Source organism: Streptomyces sp. NPDC018029 (genome assembly GCF_044327655.1).
In the GTDB taxonomy this organism is placed as follows: Bacteria; Actinomycetota; Actinomycetes; order Streptomycetales; family Streptomycetaceae; genus Streptomyces.
In genome coordinates this window covers 488,044-510,060 of the sequence record NZ_JBIRFV010000006.1, presented here as the reverse complement: position 1 = coordinate 510,060, position 22,017 = coordinate 488,044, and the positions used below count along the sequence as shown (strand labels likewise).

Below are 22,017 nucleotides of genomic sequence, written 5' to 3'. Positions count from 1 at the left end.
CCGGTGACGTCGACCGTGGACCCCGCGGCGGCGACGACTGACTCCACGGCACAGGCACAGCCCGGACGGAGGAAGTCGTCATGATGGAGGTCAAGACGGTCGAGAAGCCGGACGAGCGGCGAGATTTCCCCCACGGTCACCTCGAAGCCGTCCATCTGACAGGCCTGGATTTCGCGGTGGGCACCTTCGAGCCCGGTTGGCGCTGGTCCGAGTCCGTGGCCCCGATCGCGGGGACCAAGAGTTGCCAGGTCCACCACAACGGCTACGTCGTCCAGGGCCGCATGCGCATTCGCATGGACGATGGAGGCGAAAGCGAAGTCGGACCGGGCGACGTCTTCGTGTGCTCGCCCGGTCACGACGCCTGGGTCCTCGGCGAGGAACCGGTCGTCCTGTACGACTTCGCGGGAGGCATGGCAGACGAGTACGCGAAGGCACCGGGCCCGACGGGGTAACTCGCCTGACGTCCTCGGGGGGCTCCGTCACTTCCGTCCCCCGGGGCCGCGCCGGGGGGCGTGCCCCCTCGGCGGCCGAAAAGTGTTCACTCGCCAGGGTGACGAAAGCGACTGGCCGGAGCTGCTAGCGTGCCGCATCGACGGCTTCTTCATGGCTTTCTTCTTCGCCATCTCCTTCCCTTCCCTTTCCCTTTCTCCTTCGCTTCCTGACGCGGCAGTTCGCGGGGCGGCGGACTCCAAGACGCTCCAGCCAGGCGATTCGTCATGCGCTGAACACCGCGGCGGTGCCGCAGTTTGAGGGGGACGACAGCATGACCGGACTGACCAACTCCACCCGGGCGATCCTCAAAGCGACCTACACCCAACCCGCCCCTTCGGCCGTGCCGGCCGAGCCCACCGATCCCGGTGCGGCCACCGTGCGGGGAACATCGATGTCGGTGTTCGCGAAGCTGAACTTCATGCGGTCCCTGGGGCTGACCCGTTCCGAGACCGAAGCTCTGGGAGAACGGCTCTCAGGACAGAGCAGCGAGAGCAGCGAGCTGGCCGACGCGTTCGCGGCCATCCTGCCCTCCCTCCGCGACAGCGATCCGGCCGCCGCCGCGAGCACCGCCCGGCTGTACGCCAGTGTCACCCCCGAGACGCTGGCCGCCCTCGGCCGAGAGGTCGCGGCGCTTCGGACGCCGGACGGCACGGAGGCGGCCGACGCGGGATCCGGGACCGTACAGCCCGGTGCAACCGACGTCGCCCTGCTCGTCGACCGCTTCGTCGAGGAGGCCGATATCCAGCCGGTCGGCTGGCTCCATTTGGAGCGGATCGAAATGCAGCCGGTCGGCCTGGAGCGCGGCGAGCTCGTCTCGACCATCCCGATGGCACCGGGCGAGACCGTGCGCGTGAGCCACAAGGAGTGGTCGACACAGAGCGAGGAGCTGTCCCGGATCGTCACGGACGAACTGGAGACGTACGCCGAGAAGGGCGTGGCCGAGAAGACGGACGTGGCCATGTCCACCACCAACGAGTCCAAGCGCGACACCAACCTCAACTTCGGCGTCACGGCCAGCGGCAGCTACGGCACGGTATCGGTCACGAGCACGTTCAACTACGGCGTGTCCACGTCCGACCACGAGTCTCGGCAGGCCAGCAACAAGCACGCCACGGAGATCACGTCGAAGGCCTCCTCCCGCTCGCGCAAGGAACACAAGGTCTCCTTCCGTACCGAGACCCGGCGCGGCGAGGAGGACGAGGCCGCCCGCGTGATCACCAACAACTCCCCCCGCGTGATGCGCATCGACTACTACCGGATCATGCGCAAGTGGCGCGTGGACCTCATGCGCTACGGCCTGCGCATGACGTACGACCTGGTCGTCCCCGACCCCGGCGGGGCGCTGCGGCGCCAGCTCATGGAGCTCGCCGAGATCGACAAGACCCTCGCCACCCCCTACGAATTCGCCTTCGGCATCGGCCAGATCGACCGGACCAACTGGATGACGCTCGCCGCCCGTTACGGCGCGTCGGTGACCGCGCCACCGGAGGAATACCTCAGCCCGCCCGACTACACCTACGAGTTCCCCTCCATCATCGGAGAGGACGAAGCCGTGACGACGCGGTACCAGTCCTGGCAGATCGACCTGCCGGAGGGCTATGAACTCGTGCCGATCCTCTTCGAGGTCAACTACTACGGCTGGCGCCCCGCCGACCTGGCCCGCTTCGACGTGATCGGCGACGAGGCCCCGGAGGTCACCGCGACCCAGGTCGGCCCGGAGATCAAGGGCCGCTACCAGTCCCAGCTCCTGCACCTGAACGGCAAGACCGGCCACCTCTCCATCCAGTACACGCACCGCAACATCAGCTGGGCCGGCTTCCGGCTCGCCGCCACCCTGCGCCTGTCGGACCAGGCGTATCTCGCCTGGCAGGTCGCCACCTGGCAGAAGCTGCGCGAGGCCGCCGAGCAGCAGTACTACACGCTCCAGCAGCGGGTGCGGGACCGCCGGGAACAACTCCTCGCGGAGCTGAACCGCGACGACACCCTCACGCTGCGCCGCGCCGAGCGCGAAGAGCTGATGAAGCGGTCCCTGCAGTGGCTCTTCGGCTCCGACTTCGACACGGCACCCGACGAGATCGACGCGATGCTAGCGGCCCTCGGCACCAGCGGCACCCCCACCTGGACCGACGACATCGACCCCTCCACGCTTCCCGTCACCACCGCGTCCTGGCTGAAGATCCGGAAATTCGGCGAGTTCGTGAAGTTCCTGCACCAGGCCGTCGAATGGGAGAACGTCCTCTACTTCTTCTACCCGTACTTCTGGGGGTCGGAAAAGCTCGCCGAGACGAAGCGGCTGCTGTGGCACCCCGACCCGCTGCGCCGCGAATTCCTGCGGGCGGGTGCCGCCCGCGTGGTGCTGCCCGTCCGGCCCGGGTTCGAGCGCGCGTTCTCCCGGCTGATGTCCACCGGCCGCATCGACGGCGACGGTTCGCCGGACCCCCAGGACCCGCCGTACATGTCCATCGCCGAGGAGATCCAGGCGTACGCACGGACCAACTACCCGGGCATTCCGCCCGCCAACCCCGACATCGCCGCCCGGGCCCGCCCCCTGCTGACGGTGAACCAGCAGCGGGCGTGGCGCGAGATCGAGGCCATCGTGGAGGCCCTGGAGGAGTACGCGGAGAAGGCGAAGCAGCGGGTCGACCCGGATTGGCGCGGCGCGCCGATCGAGCCGGAGTACTACCCCACGACCCGGCAGGGCCTGCGGGTGCTGCTCGACAGCCGCCCGAATCTGATCCTCACCGACCCGTGGGGGCGGCCGTATCTCTACCAGAACCCGGGGCGCACCGCGCCGTTCGTGGTGACCAGCCAGGGCGCGGACTCGTCGGCGGGCGGCACGGACGAAGGGCTGGACATCTCCACCGACGCGGAGGGGAATCTCGTCGGCACCTGGTTCGAGTACACGCCGTGCAGCGGCCTCGACATCGAGGTCGGCTCGGACTTCGCCGAGAACGGATAGCGGGAGCGCCATGGCGGACATTCAACTCCTGGACTCCTACTGCTCGTTGCCGACGCGGAAGATCGGCGCGGACGGCAACGGGAACACCGACGGCATGCGCCGGTATCTGGAGGCGCTCACCGCTGAGTACTACATGGTCGAGTGCTTCACGAAGTACTACACGCAGCGCTACCCGGACTCCGAGGTGTTCAGCGAGATCAGCTACCTCAACACCAAGCGGTTCCGCGGCGCGACGGAGATCCTCGCCAAGTGGATCCTCGCGGAGTACCGCAACGTATTCGGCCGCGCCGCCCTGAAGCGCGACATCAGGTCACAGACCTCCGGCCGGCAGCTGCGTTCGGACATGCTCGGCGTCCGGACCGAGGGGACGACCATACTCCTCGAACTCGTCGAGGTGACCACGGTCGACGAGGCCGCCGACGCCGAGGTCGAGGACCTCCAGCACAAGATGAACACCCTGAGACGCTTCGTCATCGACCCGGCCCTCAAGGAGATGCTCACCCTCCAGCGCGCCGGGCGGGTGAGCATCGGCGCCCCGACGCGGATCGAGGTGCGCCGCTCGACCTGGCGGCCGTACTGGAACGAGCTGTACTACCCGCTTCTCCCCACCCAGCCCTCCACCGGAGCGCCCGGGAACGTCAAGTACGAGTGGATCTGCTACAAACCCACGTTCCGCCCCGACGGCATCGGCAAGGACGGCCTGGTGCTGTACGAGATCCACACCACGCCCCTGCCGCAGGGCGCCCCCCTCGAGGTGCTCAAAAGGGTCGCCCGCCGCCTGCGCGAACTGGAGAACCAGCATCAGCTCGTGCTGCTGCCCGCGATGCAGCAGTACTGGGACGACAACACCGCCGACAGCAGGGAGCTGAAGAAGTGGCTCGCCATCGGCCTCGGCGCGGCCCTGCTCGTCACGCTCGTGGTGCTTGCCTGGCCCACGGCGGTGCCGCTCGCGGCGGCGGCCGCCGAAACCACAGGGGCCGCGGGAGCCGCAGGTGCCGCCGAGGCCGCGGCCGCGGCGGAGGCCGCGCAGTTGGCGAACGCCGTCCGGTACGCCCAGAGCGCGGCGAAGGTCCCCGGCTACTTCGAACGGGCGCAGGCGGCCCTGCGGCCGCTGCTGTCCGGCGGCCTCGGCCGAGGCCTCGCGGGAAGCCACTGACGAAGCGGCGGCGCGATCCCGGTGTGACATGTCACCTGTCCGTCTGTGATGTCTCATCAGGCGCTCCCGGCGCGGGTTTGTGAGGATCGGTGGGCATGAGCGACAGCGTGCATGAGCCCACAGGCAGCGGCCTGGCCTGGGACGACGATCAGGACTTCGCCGACGCGGACCGCGGTCTCCTCGGCCGGCTCGAGCCGGGTACGGTGACGGACTCGGACGCGAGCGTGGTGTGGGACGCGGACGCCTACGGCTTCCTGGCCGGTGACTGTCCGCCCACGGCGCACCTGTCGCTGTGGCGGCAGAGCCGACTGGTGGCGAGGCAAGGGCTGTACGAGGTGGTGCCCGGCATCTATCAGGTGCGCGGCCTCGACCTGTCGAACATCTCCTTCGTGGAGGGCGAGCGCGGCGTCATCGTCGTGGACCCGCTGATCAGCTCGGAAGTCGCGGCCGCCGCGCTCGCGCTGTACCGCGAGCATCGCGGCGACCGGCCGGTGACCGCGGTGATCTACACGCACTCGCATGTCGACCACTTCGGCGGGGTACGCGGCGTCGTCGACGCGGCCGACGTGGCGGCCGGCCGGGTGCCGGTCATCGCGCCCGCCGGGTTCCTGGAACACGCGGCGAGCGAGAACGTCTTCACGGGTACGGCGATGGCGCGTCGTGCGAGCTACATGTACGGGGCCTCGCTGCCGAAGGGGCCCACCGGGCAGATCGGCTGCGGGCTCGGGCAGACCACGTCGACCGGCAGCGTCGGACTGCTCGCGCCGACCCTGGACGTGACGTACACGGGACAGGAGGAGACGGTCGACGGCGTACGGATCGTCTTCCAGCTCACACCCGGCACCGAGGCACCGGCGGAGATGAACTTCCACTTCCCGGAGCTGCGGGTCCTCTGTGCCGCCGAGAACGCCTGCCACACCCTCCACAACGTCCTCACCCTGCGCGGGGCCCTGGTCCGTGACCCGAGCGCGTGGGCCAGGTACCTGACCGAGACGATACGGCTGTTCTCCGACGGCACCGATGTCGTCTTCGGCTCCCACCACTGGCCGACCTGGGGCCAGGACCGCGCCGTCCGGTTCCTGGAGGAACAGCGCGACGCCTACGCCTTCCTGCACGACCAGTCCGTGCGGCTGATCAACGCCGGGTACACCGGTGCGGAGATCGCCGAGGTGCTGCGCTTCCCGCCCGGGCTCGAACGGGCCTGGCACGCGCGCGGCTACTACGGTTCGCTCAGCCACAACGCCAAGGCTGTCTACCAGCGGTACATGGGCTGGTTCGACGGCAACCCGGCCCATCTGTGGCAGCATCCGCCGGCCGAGGCCGCCCGCCGCTACCTGGAGTTCATGGGGGGCGCCGACGCGGTGGTCGCCAAGGCCCGTGAGTCGTACGACGCGGGGGATCTGCGGTGGGTCGCGGAAGTGCTCGGCCACGTCCTGTTCGCCGAGCCCGGGCACGCCGCGGCGCGCGCTCTGCAGGCCCGGACGTTCGAGCGGCTCGGCCAGGGCTCCGAGTGCGGCCCGTGGCGCAACTTCTACCTCATGGGCGCCGCCGAGCTGCGCGACGGCGTCCTCGGCACCCCGACCCGCTCGGCGCCGGACATCCTGGCCGCGCTCACCGCCGAGCAGATCTTCCAGTCGATGGCCGTACGGCTCAACGGTCCGCGCGCCGCCGAGGCCGGGCGCCTGGTGCTGCGCTGGGAGTTCACCGACACCGGCGAGAACTGGACACTGCTGCTCTCCAACGGGGCGCTGACCCCGATGCGCGGCGACGCCCCGCGCGGTGAACGGCCCGTCGCCACCCTCCGGTTGGCGCGCACCACCCTCGACTCGATCCTCGGGGGACGTGCGACATTCGCCGACGAGATCGCGGGCGGCAGGGTCGCGCTCGACGGTGACTCCCGGGCGCTGGTGACCTTCAGCGGGCTCCTCGACGCGCCGGATCCCGACTTCGCGATCGTCACCCCCTAGCGGGATCCGCCGCGGCGTCGACGGATCGCACCGCCAAGGCGGCGAGGGCCAGCGCCGCGTCCCGCGGTGAGCCGAGGTCGAGGCCGGTCAGTTCCTGGATCCGCGTGAGCCGGTTGTCCACGGAGTTGGGGTGGAGGCTCAGGACGCGGGCGGTGGCCCGGCGGTCCTGGCGCTGCCCCAGGTGGATGCGGAGGGTCTGGACGAGTTCGGGACGGCCGTCCAGCGGGGCGAGGAGGGCGGCGATCCGGTCGCTCGCGTCACTCGGGCGTGACAGGTGGTACTCCAGCAGGACGTCGTCGAGCCGGTGCAGACCGGGCGGGTGGCCGCAGGCGCGGGCCACCCGGACCACCTCGGCGACCTGCCGGCCGATCGCCGGAACGTGCCCAGCCGACCGCGCCCCGGCGCAGGCCAGCCGCGTCTCCGGGCCCGCCGCCTCGCGCAGCGCCTCCAAGAGCCTGGCGGGCGCTTCGCCGCAGCCGCGGATGACGACGTGGCCGCCACCGCCGTCCAGCAGGGCGAGGGTTTCGGTGCCGAACGCACGGTCGAGTGCGGTCTGCACGCGGCGGAGCAGGCGCCGAGCGGCCACCGGTGACCGCTCCCCCGGTGGGGCGGGGTCCGTGAATCCCACGTACAGCACGAGGGTGAGCCCGTCGGCCGCGGGCCCCCTCGGGTCCACGCCGGCCTCCAGCAGGGCGCGGGCCCGGGAGCGGCGCTGCTCCTGGCGTTCCGCGACGAGGGCGGCCTGCTCGTCGAGGTAGCTTTCGGTCACCGCGCCGACGATCCGGTCCTCCGCGGTGAACAGCGCCTCGGCCAACTCGGCGAGGGCATCCCGCTCGTCGTCGGCGGCGGTTTCCCGCAGCACCCGCCACAGTTCCCGTACGCCCAGGCCGTAGGTGCGCAGCAGCAGGTGCAGCGGCATGCCCTCCTCGGCGCGCTGGGCGGCGCGCTCCTGGAAGTACTCCAGCGGATCCGCAGCCGCTCCCCTGGCGGGGCCGCGCAGGAACAACCGCATCGCGTGCCGGGCCGTCGCCGCGATCTCCACGTCTTTGACGTCGGCGGGCAGGTCCGCGTATCCGTGCAGCTGCTCGAAGACTCCGCGGGCCATGCGCCGGGCCAGTTCGTTGACCCGGGGTTCACAGCGGGCGGCGAGCGCCACGGCTGCCGGCGAGAGACCGGCCGACCACGTCCGGTCGTCCTGCGGCTCCTCTTGCTGTGCCATGGTCCACCTCGCCCGACGACTGTGATCAGTCACAGTACCTGGCACGCACGACTGTGATCCCGATGGGTGTGCCCGCACCTCCCCTGCCTGCAAGATCGGCGCCACCTCGGAGAAGCGAACCCCTGAAGGAGCCGCATGCCCCCGCTCACCCGACACAGCTCCGGTATGACACAGCACAGCTCCGGTTGGCAGACCACGTGGGCGCTCCTGGTCTTCATGCTGGTCAACTTCGCCGACAAGACCGTGCTGGGGCTGGCCGCGAATCCGATCATGGATGATCTCGGCCTGACCCGGGAGGAGTTCGGCACCGCCTCGGCGGCGTTCTTCGCGCTGTTCAGCGTCTCTGCCCTGGCGGTGTCGTACCTGACCCGCACGGTCCGGACGACGGTACTGCTGCTGGTGATGGCGCTGCTGTGGTCGGCCGCTCAGCTGCCGATGCTGTGGACGGCCGCCGGCTTCGGCACCCTGGTGGCCACTCGGGTGCTGCTCGGCGCGGCCGAGGGCCCTGCCATGCCGGTCGCGACCCATCATCTGCACGGCTGGTTCGAGCAGCGGGAGCGCACTCTGCCGACCGCGGTGCTGCTGACCGGCGCCGCGGCCGGAGTCGCCGTCGCGGCCCCCACGCTCACGCTCGTGATCGACCACTTCGGCTGGCGTTGGGCGTTCGGCGCGGTCGGCCTTGTGGGTCTGGCGTGGGCGGCCTACTGGGCACTGCGCGGGACCGAGGGCCCGTACGCCCGCCGTGCCGAAGAGGACGGGGCCCCTCAGGAGTCCGTCCCCTACCACCGCATCCTGCTCTCGGGCACCTGGATCAGCGCCGCGCTCGGCGCGTTCGCCGCCTACTGGATGCTCAGTGCCAATCTGACCTGGATGCCGGACTACCTGGAATCGGTCACCGGGTTGAGTCTGCACCAGGCCGGCATCCTGGTGACCGGCGCCGCGCTCGCCAACGGTGTGGTGCTCGTGGGACACGGGCTGCTGGTCGGGCGCCGGCCGAAGCCGCAGAGCGGGGCGGGCACGGGCGCCCTGATGTGCCTTGCGGCGGTCGCCGTGGGCGTGTTCGCCCTGACCGACGCCGTGTGGCTCAAGGTGTTGTTGATGCTCGGCCCGATGGCGCTCGGCAACGTCATCATGACGGTGTCCCAGACCGCGTGCGCCCGCATCGCTCCGGCGTCCCAGCGTGGAGTGGTGCTCGGTGCGCTGGCCTTCGTCTATGCCCTCGCCGGAGCCCTGTCCCCCTGGGCGGTCGGGCGGGTCGTCGACACCGCGGACTCGGTTGCCTCCGGCTACCGCGCCGCTTTCCTGCTCACCTCCGTCCTGCTCGGCCTCACCGGGCTGCTGGCTCTGGCGCTCCTGCGTCCCGAACGCGACGCCCGGCGCATGGCGGACACCGCTCGCGACAGGTCGTGCGGCGTCACGGGTTGAGCCGCTTCTGAACATTGCCGGGGCATGATGCCCACGTGACGGGAGAGAATGTTGAACACACCGAAGACGGCCACTTCATCATCGTCAAAGGGCGACGCTGGCGGGCCACCGACCCCGACCTGGCCGAGAACGTGAGGGAGCGGCTGGTCCATCACCTGATGGCGGCCCGCCGGGCGGTCGCCGCCGCTCGCGACGACGAAGCCGCGCGCAAGGCGGCCCGGGCCCGCGTGCAGCTCGCGAAGACGGGCCTCGGGGAACGCGGCACGGCGTGGTGGGAGCTGTCCCCGGCCGAACGAAGCGAGCGGGCGGACGACTGTCTGCGCAGGCTGGAAGAGGACGGACCAGAAGAAGGCAGACCGGAAGAAGCCTGAGACCCGGCAGCGGTCACCGCGCATACGGCGCGTTGGTCTCGCCCGCGATGGTGTCGAAGGCGCGCAGAGCGGGCTCGGACATCTCCTCGCGCCAGCGCAGGTCCAGCACGATCGCGGGCGGGTGACCGAGGTAGTAGGCGCGTTTGCTGGGCTCCAGAGGGACGGTCCGGCCCGTGGTCCGCGCGGCGCGTTCCCGCGCCACGATGTACTGGGTCCCCTCGTTGCCTCCCAACGGATGCTGGACGCCGGCCCAGGGGTCGAGCATCGCGGGGCGGAAGGAGAGGCCCAGCGTCGTACTCAGGTGGGACAGGACGTCTTCGGGGTGGGTGGCGATGTCCTCGTAGTGCAACCGGCTGACGGCGCCGGGCCAGCGGGCCGCAAGGTCCTCCGTCCGGCGCATCTGGGCGACCCACTCCGAGGCCACCTCCGCGGGGCGGGCGTCGGGATACTTGCGCAACAGGGAGTTGACCACCGCCCGGCCGTCACGCGCCAGCACCACCAGATGACGGTGGACGGCTCCGGGCAGCAGTGCCGCTTGCTGCTCGATCCAGCCGACCGCTTTCGTGGAGTCCACGACGACGGGACGGCCGCACCGCCGGGCCAGCACCTCGTAGAGGTCGGGACCGGTGCTCGGCAGCGGGCTGCCCCACACGGGACAGCCGTCGGCGCAGAAGTTGCAGCCGACGGTGCGCCCGCGTGCGTCGGTGGTGCCGAGGCGGGTGCTGTTCCACGCCTCGCCGGCAAAGCAGATCGCCGGGTGCGCACCCAGCATCAGTCCGAGCAGCGTGGTGCCGGAGTGCCCGGCCCCGCAGATGAAGACCACCGTCTTGTTGCGCCGCTCACCGCTCGTCACTTCACAGCACCTCCGTGGTCGGGAACCGGTCACCGGTCCTGTGACAGCTTGTGCAGTTCCGCGAACAGGCCGCCCCGGGCGAGAAGTTCGTCGAACGTTCCCTCCTCCGCGATGCTGCCCCCGGCCAGCACGACGATGCGGTCCGCGACGCGGGTGTTGGTGAGGTTGTGCGTGACGAACACCGCGGTCCGGCCTTCGGCCAGCGCCTTGAACCGGCTGATCACCCGGTGTTCGGCGCGCGGATCCATCGCGGAAGTGGGCTCGTCGAGGACCAGGACGCCGGCCTCCCGGTAGCAGGCGCGGGCGACGGCGAGGCGCTGCCACTGGCCGCCCAAGAGGTCGTGCCCGCCCCAGAACGACTTGGCGAGCAGTGTGTCGAGACCGTTCGGCAGTCCGGCCAGCACACTGTCCGCGCCGGCCTCGCGGGCGGCGGCGTGCACGAGGCCGTCCCCGCCGCGGGCCTGGCCGAGCGTGATGTTCTCCCTCGCGGCCATCGGCCACTTGGTGTAGTCCTGGGGCACCAGTCCGACCCGCGACCAGACCGACTGCGGATCCGCCTGGGCCAGGTCGATGCCGTCCCAGCTGACCGTGCCGTGTGTGGGCAGGTAGAGGCCGGTGAGGAGGTGGGCGAGCGTCGTCTTGCCGGAACCGTTCTCACCCACCAGGGCGACGACTTCACCACTGCGCAGGGTGAGGCTGACCTCGCGTACGGCAAAGTCGTTCGGCGGGCTGCCGGGGTGCCGGTAGGACACCCGGTGGGCGCGGATCTCCCGGGGCCCTGCCGAGTCGATCGCCAGCGGGCCGCGCGTGGCGCGCAGGGTGTCGGCGAGAGCCAGGAAGTCCCGCCAGTCCTGGAGGTGCAGCGAGGTGCGGAACAGCCGGGCGCCCGCCACCACCATGGAGTTGAGCGCGCCGGTGGAGGAGCGGACCGCGACCACGGCCGTGACGGCGACCGCGAGCGCGATGGTGCCGTTCATCGCCAGCAGCCCGACCGTGAGCCAGGTGAGAGTGAGCATGACGCCGGTCCCGGCCGCTCCGCCGAGCGTCACCCGCAGCACCCTGGGCGCGGCCGCCCGGTGCCTGGTCCTGATCCGCGTGGCGACCTGGGCGTACCACTGGCGCAGGAACGCGGCCATGGTGCCGGCCCTGACTTCGGCGGCCGTCCGGCGGTCCGTGCTGTGCTGGCGCAGGATGTAGCGCAGTCGGTTGTCGGCGAGGCTCGTGTGGGCGGTGTGGTGGGCGATACGGGCTGCGCCCAGCGCGGCGGCCCCCTTGGGGAGCATCGCGAGGATCAGCAGCGGCAGCAACAGGGGGTTCAGGAGGGTGAGGACGGTCGCCGCGGCCGTCAACTGCGCCACTGCGGAGATCAATTGCTGTGTGTCGGCGATCAGGTCCTGCGTGGCCATCGCCCCCAGCCCGGCGGCCTGGAGCGAGTCGTTGAACTCCGGCTGGTCGTACGCGGTCAGCTCGACCTCGGGGGTCTTGGCGAGGATGCGTTCCTCGGCGAGGGCGGTCACCTCCGGCCCCAGTTTCACCGCCGCGTACTGGGAGACCGCGTCCGACGCCGCCCGCGTCGCGGCCGCCCCCGCCGCGAGGAGCAGGGCAGGCACCGCGGCGTGCAGCCGCTCGGTGGCCTGACCCTGCCCGACCAGCGCTCCGATCACCCGGGCGGTCGCTGCCAGGACCACCCCGGCGGCGGCAGCGGCGAGGAGCTGGGCCACCAGCAGTTGGAGAACCGCCCACCGGTCGGCGGCCCAGCTCAACCGGGCGGCGGCGGCGATCGTGGCGGGCAGCCGAGCCGCCATCTGCGGCAGGCCCGCCGCCGCGACGTGGTCGTGATGCGGGTCGTCCCAGCCCAGGCGCAGTTCGGGCTGGTGGGCGGAGGTCGAGGGAGCATGGGTCGGCACCCGGGTCATCCTGCCGTCACTCCCGGTGCCGGACAGCAACACCGCACCTCTCCGGGCGCAGAAACCCCACGTGCGGATGACGGCGCCGTGCAGGGTTTCACACTCTCGGGAAGGGGCCCGGTGGAATCGGTCGGCCGAGAAAGGGGGCGAGCTTCTCCCAGCCCTCGCCCCCGCAGATGTCCAGTATCAGCAGATCCCGGGGGCGGCGGGCGAAGTGGCGCTGTACGCGGACGAGTTGTTCCTTGTAGACCCGAGCCAGTCGCACCCGGTCGAAGGTCTCCCCGCCGCAGATCCGCGTACGGAATCGGTACGCCGCCTCCCTGTGGGCGGCCCGCTCGGCCGCGGGTGCCCCCGTCGGCCAGCCGGTGTCCCAGAGCCGCTCCACCGCGCGCAGCCAGCTCTCCTTCTCCCGTACGGTGAGGACGAACCGCGCCCCCGGATGCCGCACGTCCAGTGCCGTCAGGGACGGGAGTGCGAAGACGCTCGTCAGGCCGTCGTAGTGCCGCAGCGCCGGGAAGTCGCCGTCCCGGCGGCGCAGGGCCGCCAGGTCCGCCGCGCCCAGCGGGTAGTGGGCGAGGTCGAAACCGAGCCGGTGGAGGGCCTCGACCAGGCTCCGGGTCGCCGTACCGGGCAGGCCGAGGGAGAACACCTTGGGCCGGTCGCCGGCGGGGCCGAGGGTCTGCGGGGCGCGGGCCGCGGTCTTCCTGACCTCGGCCATGGTCAGCCGGGGGCGGTCGGGCAGGCGCAGCTCCCCGACCACGCGGGCCGCCAGTTCGGGCAGGCCGTCGAGGTACCGGCCGAGCGCCTGCGGGGTGACATCGGCGGGTACCACCGAGCGGCTGTGCCGTATCGCCTTTCTGGCGACCACGAAGTCCGGGTCGTCGCCCCAACGCCGTAGGGCCGACTCCAGTACCGCGCGTCCGCTCTCGGTACGGCTGCGCACCTCGCGCAGGGCGTACTTGGCGAAGAGGTCGTGGTAGTGCTGGAAGTGGTCGTGCAGGATGTGGAAGCCCTTCAGCTGTACGTCGGGCTGGAGGGCGCGGCGGGCGAGGTGCCGCCGGAAGGCCTCGGGCCGCAGCATCGGCCCGCGCCCCGCCGCCGGCGCCTCCGCTTCCACGTCCACCTCCCGCATGGCCCGGACCAGGTCGGTCCGGGTGATGTGCACCCCGCAGTGGACCCGGCCGCGGAACCGGTCGTGCACGAAGCAGTCGACGTACGCCAGGTCGTTGGCGTCGAGAAAGGGCCTCATGTCCTCGAGGATCAGGCAGTCGGCGTCGACGTGGACGACGTGCGAGGCGTCGCCGTGGTCGATGTGCACCTGGCGGTCCACGGCGCGGGCGAGCGGCCGGATGTTCTCGGCGATGTGAACCCGGCGCGGACGGATGTGCCGGATCGCGAGGCCGAGGGCGAGGCGGGTGGTGCGCTCACCGACCGTGCGGAGCACCAGGTCGACCGGGCGGCCCGCGGGGGGTGACCAGTCGCCGGGGAGGGTGCGGATCGCGCCGGTCACGGACGGTCCTGGGCGGGCGAGGGCCGGTTGACGTTCGGGAAGGGGTGGTCGGGGATCTCCCTGCCCAGGAAGGGGGCCAGGCGTTCGTATCCGTCGCCCCCGACGATGTCCAGGACGAGCAGGTCGTCGTTCCTGCCCGCGAAGTGGCGCAGCACCTGTTCGACGTGGCGGCGGTGGACGCGGGCGAAGCGCTCCGGGTTGAATTCGTGACACCCGTAGACGGCCGCACGCAGGAAGCGCTGCATGTCCGGATACCCTTCGCCGAGGTCGGTCTTGCTGTCCACCGGCCGTGTCCAGTGCGTCGCGCACGAGCGCAGCCAGTCCTGCTCCTCACGGACCGTCAGGATGAATTTGGCTCCGGGCCAGTCGAGATCGAGTTCCTCGTAGTACGGGACCACGCTGATGTCGGTGATTCCGTCGTGGTCCGCCAGGAGTGGGAAGCGCCCGGTGCCAGCGAGCAGGGTCCGGTAGGTGGCGGGGTCGGAGGGGTAGTGCACGATGTCGAAACCCAGCGTGCGCAGCGCGGCGGTCAGCGAGCGGGTGCCGGTGCGCGAGAGGCCGATGCCGAAGACCTTGGGACGCGGAGGGTGGCGGCGCGGCGCCGCCGAGGGAATGCCGCCGGTCACGTGACGCCTCGCCACGGGGCTCGCGGGCGGGCGATGCCGGGCTCGGGCCGACGCGCCAGATCGATGACGGCCTGGTCGGCCATCGCCGCCAGGCCGTCGTCCAGTTCCGTGCGGGGCCGGTATCCGAATGCCCGTGCCGCCAGGGCTATGTCGGCCGCGGTGTGCCGGGCCTCGCCACGGCCGCTGGGCCGTGGATCCAGGTGCACGGGGCCGACGAGGCGCTCGACGGCCGCGATGGTGTGCTTCATGGACACCGGGGCGTCACCGCCCAGGTTGGCCACGCCGGTGAAGGAGGAGCAGGCCGCGTCCCGCATCGCGGTGACGACGTCGTGCACGTAGGTGAAGTCGCGGATCTGCTCGCCGTTGCCGTAGAGCGGGAAGGACCCTCCGGTCAGGGCTGCCTCGATCAGGCGGGCCAGGGCCATGTCGGGCCTCTGCCGTGGGCCGTACACGCTGAACAGGCGCAGTGACACCGCGGGCAGGCCGAAGTTGATCCGATAGATCTCACACAGGTGTTCCGCCGACAGTTTGGTGACGCCGTACGGCGTGAGCGGCCGGGGGCACACCGACTCACCCGTGGGAATGACCGGGGCGTCGCCGTACACGGAGGAGCTGGAGGCGTAGACGAACTTGCGCAGCGGCCGGTCCCTCACTGCTTCCAGGAGCCTTTGCGAGGCCAGGACGTTGCGACGGGCGTACAGCTCGAATTCCTCTCCCCACGACGGCCGTACGCCTGGTTGACCGGCCAGGTGGTAGACGACGTCCGCTCCGTCGACGAGGGTTTCGAGAGGGGCTGCCAGCAGGTCCACGCGGTGGAAGGCGAAGGACGGGTGCGGGGTCAGGTCGCGCAGGTTCCGTTCCTTGCGGGCCGGGTCGTAGTAGTCGGTGAGCGAGTCGACGCCGAGGACGCTGTCGCCCGCCGCGAGCAGGTGGGCGCAGAGGTGGGAGCCGATGAAGCCGGCGGCGCCGGTCACCACGGCCCGCATCAGCGCCGCGGCCCGGTCGTGTCGCCGAGCCCGGGCAGCACCCGGTCGGCCCGGATCCGCCAGGTGTGCCGGTCGTTGAGCTGCCGCCGCGCCTCGCCGCCCAGGGTGTCGCGCAGGTGCGCGTCACCGACGAGCCTCTTGACCGCGGCCGTCCACGCCTCGACGGAGTCCGGCGGGCAGAGGAGGCAGTTGACTCCGTCGGTCAGGATCTCCCGGAGTACGGGCAGGTCCGAGGCGATGACGGGCTTGCCGTAGGACATGTACTCGAACAGCTTCATCGGCGACACCCAGCGGCTGATCTCGCCCACGCCTCCGGCGCAGTACGTCCTGCGTTGGTAGGGCGCGAGGACGATGTCGAACGCCCGCTGGTAGGGGGCAAGTTCGGCGGGTGGGAGATGCCCGTGGAAGTGGACGTTGGAGCGTGTGGAGCGGCTCTGCCAGTGTGCGCGGTCGGCTGTGGTGCCGCCGACCAGGTGGAAGTCGGCCTCGGGTACGCGTGCGGCGAGTTCGAGGATGACGTCGGTGCCGCGCCCCGGGTACAGATGACCGACGTAGCCGATCTTCGGTGCCTCCGGGCGGCCCGGCAGGTCTGCCACCGGCCCGTCGGCCGGGGCGGGGTCGGCACAGTCATGAGCCGTCACCAGATCCGTCCGCCGCGACGAGTCGAGCTCTGGAAAGACACGGCGGTAGTCGTCGGCGAGCGCCTGGGACACGAAGACCACGCGGCGCAGGTTCCTTCTGCGGAACAGGACGCCTTCGATCCTCCGCACGATCCGCTGCGGCCACATGAGATGCGTCTCGTACACCAGAGGGGCCCGGCCCGACGAGACGAGCAGGGCGCGCAGGTCTCGTCCGTACAGCAGGTCGGGGGTGCCTCGCCGGCGCAGGTCGGCGCGGATCCGCCAGGCACGGATCCATACGCCGAGGCCCGGCAGCGCGGGCTGAGCGATGCTCCGTACCTCGAAACGGTTGCGGGTGCCGTAGTAGCGGTGCGCGTCACCGGCGGGCACGGTCCCCGGCAGCGCGTAGAGGACGACCTCGTGCCCCGCGTCGGTGAAGGCATCGCACATCCGCATGACGTGGACGCCGTTCGCGTAGACGGAGGGGATGCTGCCGGAGTGCAGGTAGGCGATCCGCATGGCTGGATGGGCCTCCGGGATGCTGGTGAGGGACACCCATGCTCCGCAGCGGGGCGTCGGGGCACAATGCCCGCCACCGGGCGGCCGTGGCACACAGGGGCGCACAGCAGCGCACGGGCGGGCCCGGCCTCACCCTTGCCAGCCAGATTTGACGGGCCGACAGGGTCCATGGCGTCCCACGCGTCACATGGGCACCGCCAAGGGCCGGTCACCGAAACGCCGTTCGCCTGTTCCATGCCGTGGTGGGCGGGCCGGAGCACGGAAGCCCCGCGCTGTCCGGTTCCCGCACCGGCCGTACGTCCGCCGATGGTGTGCCGTCCTGCCGTGCGGTACTTCTGATCGGGGCGTCACCCGACGCTGCCACCGGGCCAGCGAGCAGCCATGGAGGACATCGTGGAGCACGAGGACATCGAGCAGGTCACCGAGGAACTCCCCGAGTACGCGCTCATGATCGACATTCCGGACCAGGACTGAGCGGTCCGGACAGGTCGCACCCCGCCCGTTGTGCCGGTGCTCCTGTCGGCGAGGTTCGTTCCGCCGGAGCCCGGCAGTCCGGCGTAGGACGGGCCTTGCCGGCCACGGCACCGGCCCTTATCCCTGGAGATTCCTGACCCCTGGAGTGTCCTTGCCCCGGAGAGTCCTTGCCCTGGAGAGTCCTTGCCCTGGAGAGAGAGTGAACGCGTGGAGGTGAGCAGGTGCTGCGCGTAGCACCCGACACGCGTGAGGCAGTGCGGGATGAGGGAGCGGTCCATCGAGTGGTCTGTTCCGTCCTGACGGCGGCCGGACTCCCCGCCCCGCCGGAGACGCATCCCGCCGTGGTGGCGGCCGCGTTCGCCCTTCAGACGGATCCAGGGCCCGCTCCTTCGGCGATCTTGCGCAGAGTGCGTGACACCGAGGCCCGCGAGAGCCTGGCGCCCGCGGAGCCGTCCCCCCACCTCGTCCGTTCCGTGACCCGCGCACTGTCCGCGCTGCCCACCGGAGCGGACGCCACCGGGGGCTCCCGCGTGGTGTCCTGGCAGCGACCGGACCTGGCCGTACTCGACGAGAGCGTCGCGCGACTGGCGGCAGCCTGGCCGCTGATGCTGAGCGAACTGCGTATCGGTGTGGCGCAAGTGGCTCTCCTGGAGGGCCCGGCGATCGACGGCTTCACCGACTTCGCCACCCATGGTGCGATCTACGTCAACCGGTCACGGCTGCGCACCAGTCCACGCGGGCTGCCCGGTCCTGTGCGGTGCGCGGAGGCACTGGTGCACGAAGGCACCCACACCCGTTGCAACGCCGCCCAACTGAGCACTCCGTTCCTCACCCCGGCCGCGGACTCCGCGCGTCCCGTCCGCACTCCCCTGCGGGCCGATCCCCGGCCTGTGGCGGGGCTGTTCCAGCAAATGGTCGTCCTGGCCCGGAGCAGCGTGCTCTACGCGCTTCTTCTCGGCGGCGACACCCCGGCCGCGGACGCGCTGGAGGCCCGCAGGGTCCTGCTGGCGGAGAGGGCGCGGCAGGCGATCGGCTCCCTGCGGGACCGCGCACCACTGCTGACCGGACACGGGCTGACCGTGCTGGAGGAGTGTGCCGCCCTGCTGAGGACCACCGCCGTCTGACCCGAGCCCCCGGAGCCACGCCGATGCCGCAGCCCACAGCTCCCTCCTCGCCCGCCACGTGGGAGCCCCAGGTCTTCGCGCCGTTCTCCGTCGAACCGGCGGTGCTCTTCGGGCGGGTCGCCGCCCGCAGCCCGCTGTTCGCCGCCACGGACAGCGCCGGTGGCGACCACGTCCTGATCGGCAGCGCTTCGGGGGAACACCCCGACGACGTCGCCGTACGGGCCCGCGGCGAGCTGCTGGAGCGCCTGGGCAACGTGCTGGCGGCCCGCGCCGCCGAGAAATCCCCTGCTGTCCTCGCCGATCACACCGAACTGGTCCGTCGGGGCGCTCCCGCCCTGGACCCCGCGCCCTGGTCCGGGCCGGCCACCCGGACCGTGCGCCAACTCTGGGTCACCGGGCGCTCCCTGCTCTCCGGTTCGGAAGTACTGGTTCCGGCAGGTCTGGCCTTCCTGCAGCACCGCCCGCCCACCGGGTGCGCGGCGCCGGTCCGGGCCGGCTCCACGGGCCTCGCGGCCCACCCCGACCGGAGCACCGCGGTCGAGCACGCCGCATGGGAGACACTCGAACGCGATCTTCTCCGCCTGAGCTGGCAGGACCCGGCGCGGCATCCGCCCCGCCACCGCCCCGTACACGACGAACTCCCCCTCCCCCTGCGCCGCATATGCGAGCACCTCGGGCTGCGGGCGACCGCCTTCACCCTGCCCGCGCCCGGCGCCCACGCCGTCGCGGTCTGTCTGCACACGCCCGAGCACGGTGAGCAGACCTTCGGTGCTCGTGGCGGACCTGCCGGGCAGGATGCCGAGCTCATCGCCCGCGCGGCCTACGAGGCGCTCATGGTGCGCTGGAGCATGCGCACGTCGGCGGCCCGGCGGGTCCGCGGGCGGTCCCTGCCGGGCGGTACGCCGGTCTCCGCGGTCGAGCACGCGGTGTGGACGTATCTCGGCTGCCAGGACGCGATGGCGCGTTGGCTGCCACACACCACGGCGGACCGGCGCCCGGCAGGCCAGGAACTGGTGGACCGGCGCCCGACAGGGCAAGGCCCTGTGGACCCCGTGCGCCTGCTCGCCGAGCACACCGGCCAGGACGTGATCGCGGTCGACACGACCCCCAGCTCGTTCGCCGCTTCCGGCCCGGCCGTCGTCCGGCTGATCGCCCCCGGCGCCCTGCCGCTGCCGTCCGTCTCCCCCACCGGCTCGCGCGTGCCGCCGCACCCCTTCGGCTGAACCACTCACAGAGGAGCAGCATGCCACCGAGTCCCGATTACGCCGTGGATCTGGCCGACCACTACGACGACTGGTTCACGCCGCCGACGGCCACCACCGACGCCACGGTGGCCCTGCTCGACCGGCTGGCATCGACCGCGCCGGAAGGGCCCATGCTCGAACTCGGCATCGGCACGGGACGGATAGCCCTTCCGCTCGCCGCGCGCGGGCGCGAACTCCACGGCATCGACGCCGCGAAGGCCATGGTCGAACAGCTCCGCGCCAAGTCCGGGGGCGGCGACATCGCTGTCAGCATCGGCGACTTCTCCGATGTGCAACACGAAGGCCGGTTCGCCGTGATCTACGTGGTCAACGGCACGTTCTTCGAGCTGACCTCCCAGGAAGCGCAGATCCACTGCCTGACACGGGCCGCGGCGCGGTTGCTGCCGGGTGGGCTCTTCGTCCTGGACGCTCATCTGCCGGAGGTTCTGGCCGTCGGCGCCGGGGCCGGTTCCCAGCCTGTCCAGACAGCCAGCGGTGACCCCGTCACGCGGACGCGCCGGATCCACCCGACGACGCAGCGCTACACCTCCGACTACAAGGTCGTCCACAACGGCGACGTCCGACACATCCGGGTGGCCTTCCGCTACGCATCCCCCGGCGAACTCGACCTGATGGCCGCCACGGCCGGCCTGCGACTGCGCGAACGGTTCGGCGGCTGGTCCGGCGTCCCGTTCACCGACAGCAGCAACTACCACGTCAGCGTGTACGAGCTGCCCGCGTGAGCGCCGCGGACCTGTCCAGTGGGCCTCGCGACCCGGAAGCGTACCTGCGCGACAACCGTGAACTGTGGCGCCTGTGGACGCCGTTGAAGGCCGCATCGGCCCAGTACGACCTGGCCGGATTCCGGGTGGGCGGTTCCCGCATGCGCGCACTCGAGCGTGCCGAGGTCGGCGAGGTGCGCGGCCGCTCGCTGCTGCACCTGCAGTGCCATGTCGGCGTCGACACGCTCTCCTGGGCGCGGCTGGGCGCCCGGGTGACCGGTGTCGACTTCGCCGCCGAGGGCGTGGCGACGGCACGTTCCCTGGCCGCCGACATCGACCCGTCGGCGGTCTTCGTGGAGGCGGATGTCCTAACGCTGCCCGACCATCTGGACGGCCGTTTCGACATCGTGTACACCTCCCACGGCGTGCTGGGCTGGCTGCCCGATCTGCGCCGCTGGGCCGAGGTCGTCGCCAACTTCCTCGCACCGGGCGGCTTCGTCTACGTCTTCGAGTCCCATCCCGCGGCCTGGATGCTCGACAACCGGCTCGACACTCCCGAATTGCGGCTCCGTTACTCGTACTTCGGTGAGCCGGAGCCCCTTGCCTTCGAGTACCGCAGTCCGACAGCGGTGCCGGGCCGGGAGGTGCCGGGAGTCGAATACGCCTGGGGGCACTCACTCGGCGAGATCGTCAGCGCCCTCGCGTCCGCGGGACTGACCATCGAATTCCTTCACGAATGGCCCTTCGTGGCCTGGCGGATGCTTCCCTGCATGGTGGAGCACGACGACTACTGGTGGCGGCTGCCGGACGGGCTGCCGTCCATGCCCCTGTCCTTCTCTCTCCGTGCTTCCAAGCCGCCCGCCTGAAACAGCGTCCGAGACAGGGGAGAAGCAGCTTGCCCGCAGTGACCTCACACCGCTTCCTCGACGACCTCGACCTCCGCGACGTCCTCGACGGCCGGATGGTGGTCGTCCGGGGCGGTCTCGCACAGCTCACCTCCAGGGACTCATGGACCCGAGCGGCCCTGGCGGCCATCGCCTCCGCCATCTCGACGGAGGCCGCCGAGCAGGTATCGGAGCGAGGGCTGGAACACATTCACACCGTCGCCGACATCGATCGGCTGCGCGCCGTCCGCGACGACCTGGACCGTCGCCTCAGGCCCGCCGTACGCCACCTGCTGCTGCGCTTCACCGCCCTGCTCCCGCCACAACGCCGCAAGGTGTACGTCAGCGACCACTTGGGCGTGCGGATCATGCCCCCGAGGATCACTGTCCACGGGCGGGAAGAAGAACTGGGTGGGTACACCGGCTTCATGATCCCGACCGGCGCCCACGTGGATTCGTGGTTCAACACGGCCGTCAATTCCGTCAACCTGTGGATGGCCCTCAGCCGGGTCCGCCGGGACAACGGCCTGCTCATCTGGCCCGAGGCGTATCGGCGCCCCCTGCTCCACGACGGGGTACGGCTGCTCCCCGACCAGGCGGTCGGCGAACCGGTGGAGATCGAGCTCGACGCAGGCGACCTGTTGCTCTTCGCGGGCGACCATCTTCATGCCACTCGTCCCAACAGTGGGCCGGAGACCCGGTGGGTGGTCACCAAGCGCGTCTGCCTCGGCCCGCCCCGCTACCACCCGCGCGCCACCGGCTGGGTTCCGTACCTCGACCCGCGACTGCTCCACACACCGCTGCGCCCTCTGGCCCCCCTGCGGTCAGTTCTGACCGCGGGACGCGCCCGCCACCTCGTCCGGCAGGTCCGCCTCGGTGGGCTGAGGGCCAGTGAACGCCGCGTACCCGACCCACCCGAACCGGTGGGCCGAGCCGTCCGGCGCGAGCCGTAGCGCCTG

Annotated in this window: 18 protein-coding genes; 11 read left to right on the top strand and 7 right to left on the bottom strand. The window is 71.2% G+C overall.

Going from position 1 to position 22,017, the window contains the following annotated elements; genetic code table 11:
* Window positions 1–80 precede the first annotated feature (80 nt).
* The 4 genes from ACH4D5_RS21425 (at window position 81) to ACH4D5_RS21410 (ending at window position 6,574) form a co-directional block, all read left to right on the top strand.
* Complete coding sequence (locus tag ACH4D5_RS21425) at window positions 81–452, top strand: cupin domain-containing protein (protein ID WP_398304698.1); 372 nt, start codon at window positions 81–83, stop codon at window positions 450–452.
* A gap of 311 nt (window positions 453–763) precedes the next feature.
* A complete protein-coding gene (locus ACH4D5_RS21420; RefSeq protein WP_398304695.1) occupies window positions 764–3,451 on the top strand; it encodes a type II secretion system protein GspG in 2,688 nt (895 codons plus the stop codon).
* A 10-nt stretch (window positions 3,452–3,461) separates the two neighbouring features.
* Entirely contained in the window at window positions 3,462–4,607 is a 1,146-nt protein-coding gene (locus ACH4D5_RS21415; protein WP_398304692.1) for a hypothetical protein, read from the top strand.
* A 95-nt stretch (window positions 4,608–4,702) separates the two neighbouring features.
* Entirely contained in the window at window positions 4,703–6,574 is a 1,872-nt protein-coding gene (locus ACH4D5_RS21410) for an alkyl/aryl-sulfatase (RefSeq protein WP_398304690.1), read from the top strand.
* On the opposite strand, the gene ACH4D5_RS21405 is transcribed toward ACH4D5_RS21410, so the two are convergent.
* Window positions 6,564–7,793 carry a PucR family transcriptional regulator gene (locus ACH4D5_RS21405; protein WP_398304687.1) on the bottom strand — a complete coding sequence of 410 codons (1,230 nt, stop codon included), beginning with the start codon at window positions 7,791–7,793 and terminating at the stop codon, window positions 6,564–6,566. The genes ACH4D5_RS21410 and ACH4D5_RS21405 overlap by 11 nt on opposite strands.
* A gap of 165 nt (window positions 7,794–7,958) precedes the next feature.
* Here ACH4D5_RS21405 and ACH4D5_RS21400 point away from each other — a divergent pair, with 165 nt between their 5' ends.
* Both ACH4D5_RS21400 and ACH4D5_RS21395 read left to right on the top strand, forming a co-directional pair.
* Window positions 7,959–9,218 (top strand): MFS transporter, encoded by a 1,260-nt coding sequence (locus ACH4D5_RS21400; RefSeq protein ID WP_398304684.1) that lies wholly within the window; start codon window positions 7,959–7,961, stop codon window positions 9,216–9,218.
* Between the two features lie 35 nt (window positions 9,219–9,253).
* Complete coding sequence (locus ACH4D5_RS21395) at window positions 9,254–9,589, top strand: hypothetical protein (protein ID WP_398304681.1); 336 nt, start codon at window positions 9,254–9,256, stop codon at window positions 9,587–9,589.
* 13 nt (window positions 9,590–9,602) lie between these two features.
* Here the strand turns inward: ACH4D5_RS21395 and ACH4D5_RS21390 are convergent, their stop codons facing one another.
* The 6 genes from ACH4D5_RS21390 to ACH4D5_RS21365 form a co-directional block, all read right to left on the bottom strand.
* Window positions 9,603–10,442: a sulfotransferase family protein gene (locus ACH4D5_RS21390; protein ID WP_398304679.1), complete on the bottom strand. Its 840-nt coding sequence runs from the start codon at window positions 10,440–10,442 to the stop codon at window positions 9,603–9,605.
* 29 nt (window positions 10,443–10,471) lie between these two features.
* A complete protein-coding gene (locus ACH4D5_RS21385) occupies window positions 10,472–12,358 on the bottom strand; it encodes an ATP-binding cassette domain-containing protein (protein WP_398304676.1) in 1,887 nt (628 codons plus the stop codon).
* A gap of 88 nt (window positions 12,359–12,446) precedes the next feature.
* Window positions 12,447–13,859 (bottom strand): sulfotransferase, encoded by a 1,413-nt coding sequence (locus ACH4D5_RS21380; protein WP_398304673.1) that lies wholly within the window; start codon window positions 13,857–13,859, stop codon window positions 12,447–12,449.
* The gene (locus ACH4D5_RS21375) at window positions 13,856–14,485 is read right to left on the bottom strand and encodes a sulfotransferase family protein (protein WP_398304670.1); all 630 of its coding nucleotides are present in this window, start codon (window positions 14,483–14,485) and stop codon (window positions 13,856–13,858) included. Before ACH4D5_RS21375 ends, ACH4D5_RS21380 begins: the two co-directional genes overlap by 4 nt.
* On the bottom strand, window positions 14,482–15,459 hold the full coding sequence (locus tag ACH4D5_RS21370) for an NAD-dependent epimerase/dehydratase family protein (protein ID WP_398304668.1): 978 nt from the start codon (window positions 15,457–15,459) through the stop codon (window positions 14,482–14,484). Before ACH4D5_RS21370 ends, ACH4D5_RS21375 begins: the two co-directional genes overlap by 4 nt.
* 11 nt (window positions 15,460–15,470) lie before the next feature.
* On the bottom strand, window positions 15,471–16,646 hold the full coding sequence (locus ACH4D5_RS21365; RefSeq protein WP_398304665.1) for a glycosyltransferase family 4 protein: 1,176 nt from the start codon (window positions 16,644–16,646) through the stop codon (window positions 15,471–15,473).
* 845 nt (window positions 16,647–17,491) lie between these two features.
* On the opposite strand from ACH4D5_RS21365, the gene ACH4D5_RS21360 reads away from it, so the two are divergent.
* Genes ACH4D5_RS21360 through ACH4D5_RS21340 form a run of 5 tightly spaced genes read left to right on the top strand, consistent with a single transcriptional unit; the run spans window position 17,492 to window position 22,011 of the window.
* Window positions 17,492–18,208, top strand: coding sequence for an aKG-HExxH-type peptide beta-hydroxylase (locus ACH4D5_RS21360; RefSeq protein WP_398304662.1), 717 nt, complete (start codon window positions 17,492–17,494; stop codon window positions 18,206–18,208).
* A 23-nt stretch (window positions 18,209–18,231) separates the two neighbouring features.
* A complete protein-coding gene (locus ACH4D5_RS21355; RefSeq protein ID WP_398304659.1) occupies window positions 18,232–19,431 on the top strand; it encodes a YcaO-like family protein in 1,200 nt (399 codons plus the stop codon).
* A 20-nt stretch (window positions 19,432–19,451) separates the two neighbouring features.
* On the top strand, window positions 19,452–20,195 hold the full coding sequence (locus ACH4D5_RS21350) for a class I SAM-dependent DNA methyltransferase (RefSeq protein WP_398304656.1): 744 nt from the start codon (window positions 19,452–19,454) through the stop codon (window positions 20,193–20,195).
* Window positions 20,192–21,040 (top strand): methyltransferase domain-containing protein, encoded by an 849-nt coding sequence (locus ACH4D5_RS21345; protein WP_398304653.1) that lies wholly within the window; start codon window positions 20,192–20,194, stop codon window positions 21,038–21,040. The genes ACH4D5_RS21350 and ACH4D5_RS21345 overlap by 4 nt, the downstream gene beginning before the upstream one ends.
* Window positions 21,041–21,078: 38 nt before the next feature.
* On the top strand, window positions 21,079–22,011 hold the full coding sequence (locus tag ACH4D5_RS21340) for a phytanoyl-CoA dioxygenase family protein (protein WP_398304650.1): 933 nt from the start codon (window positions 21,079–21,081) through the stop codon (window positions 22,009–22,011).
* Window positions 22,012–22,017: the final 6 nt, after the last annotated feature.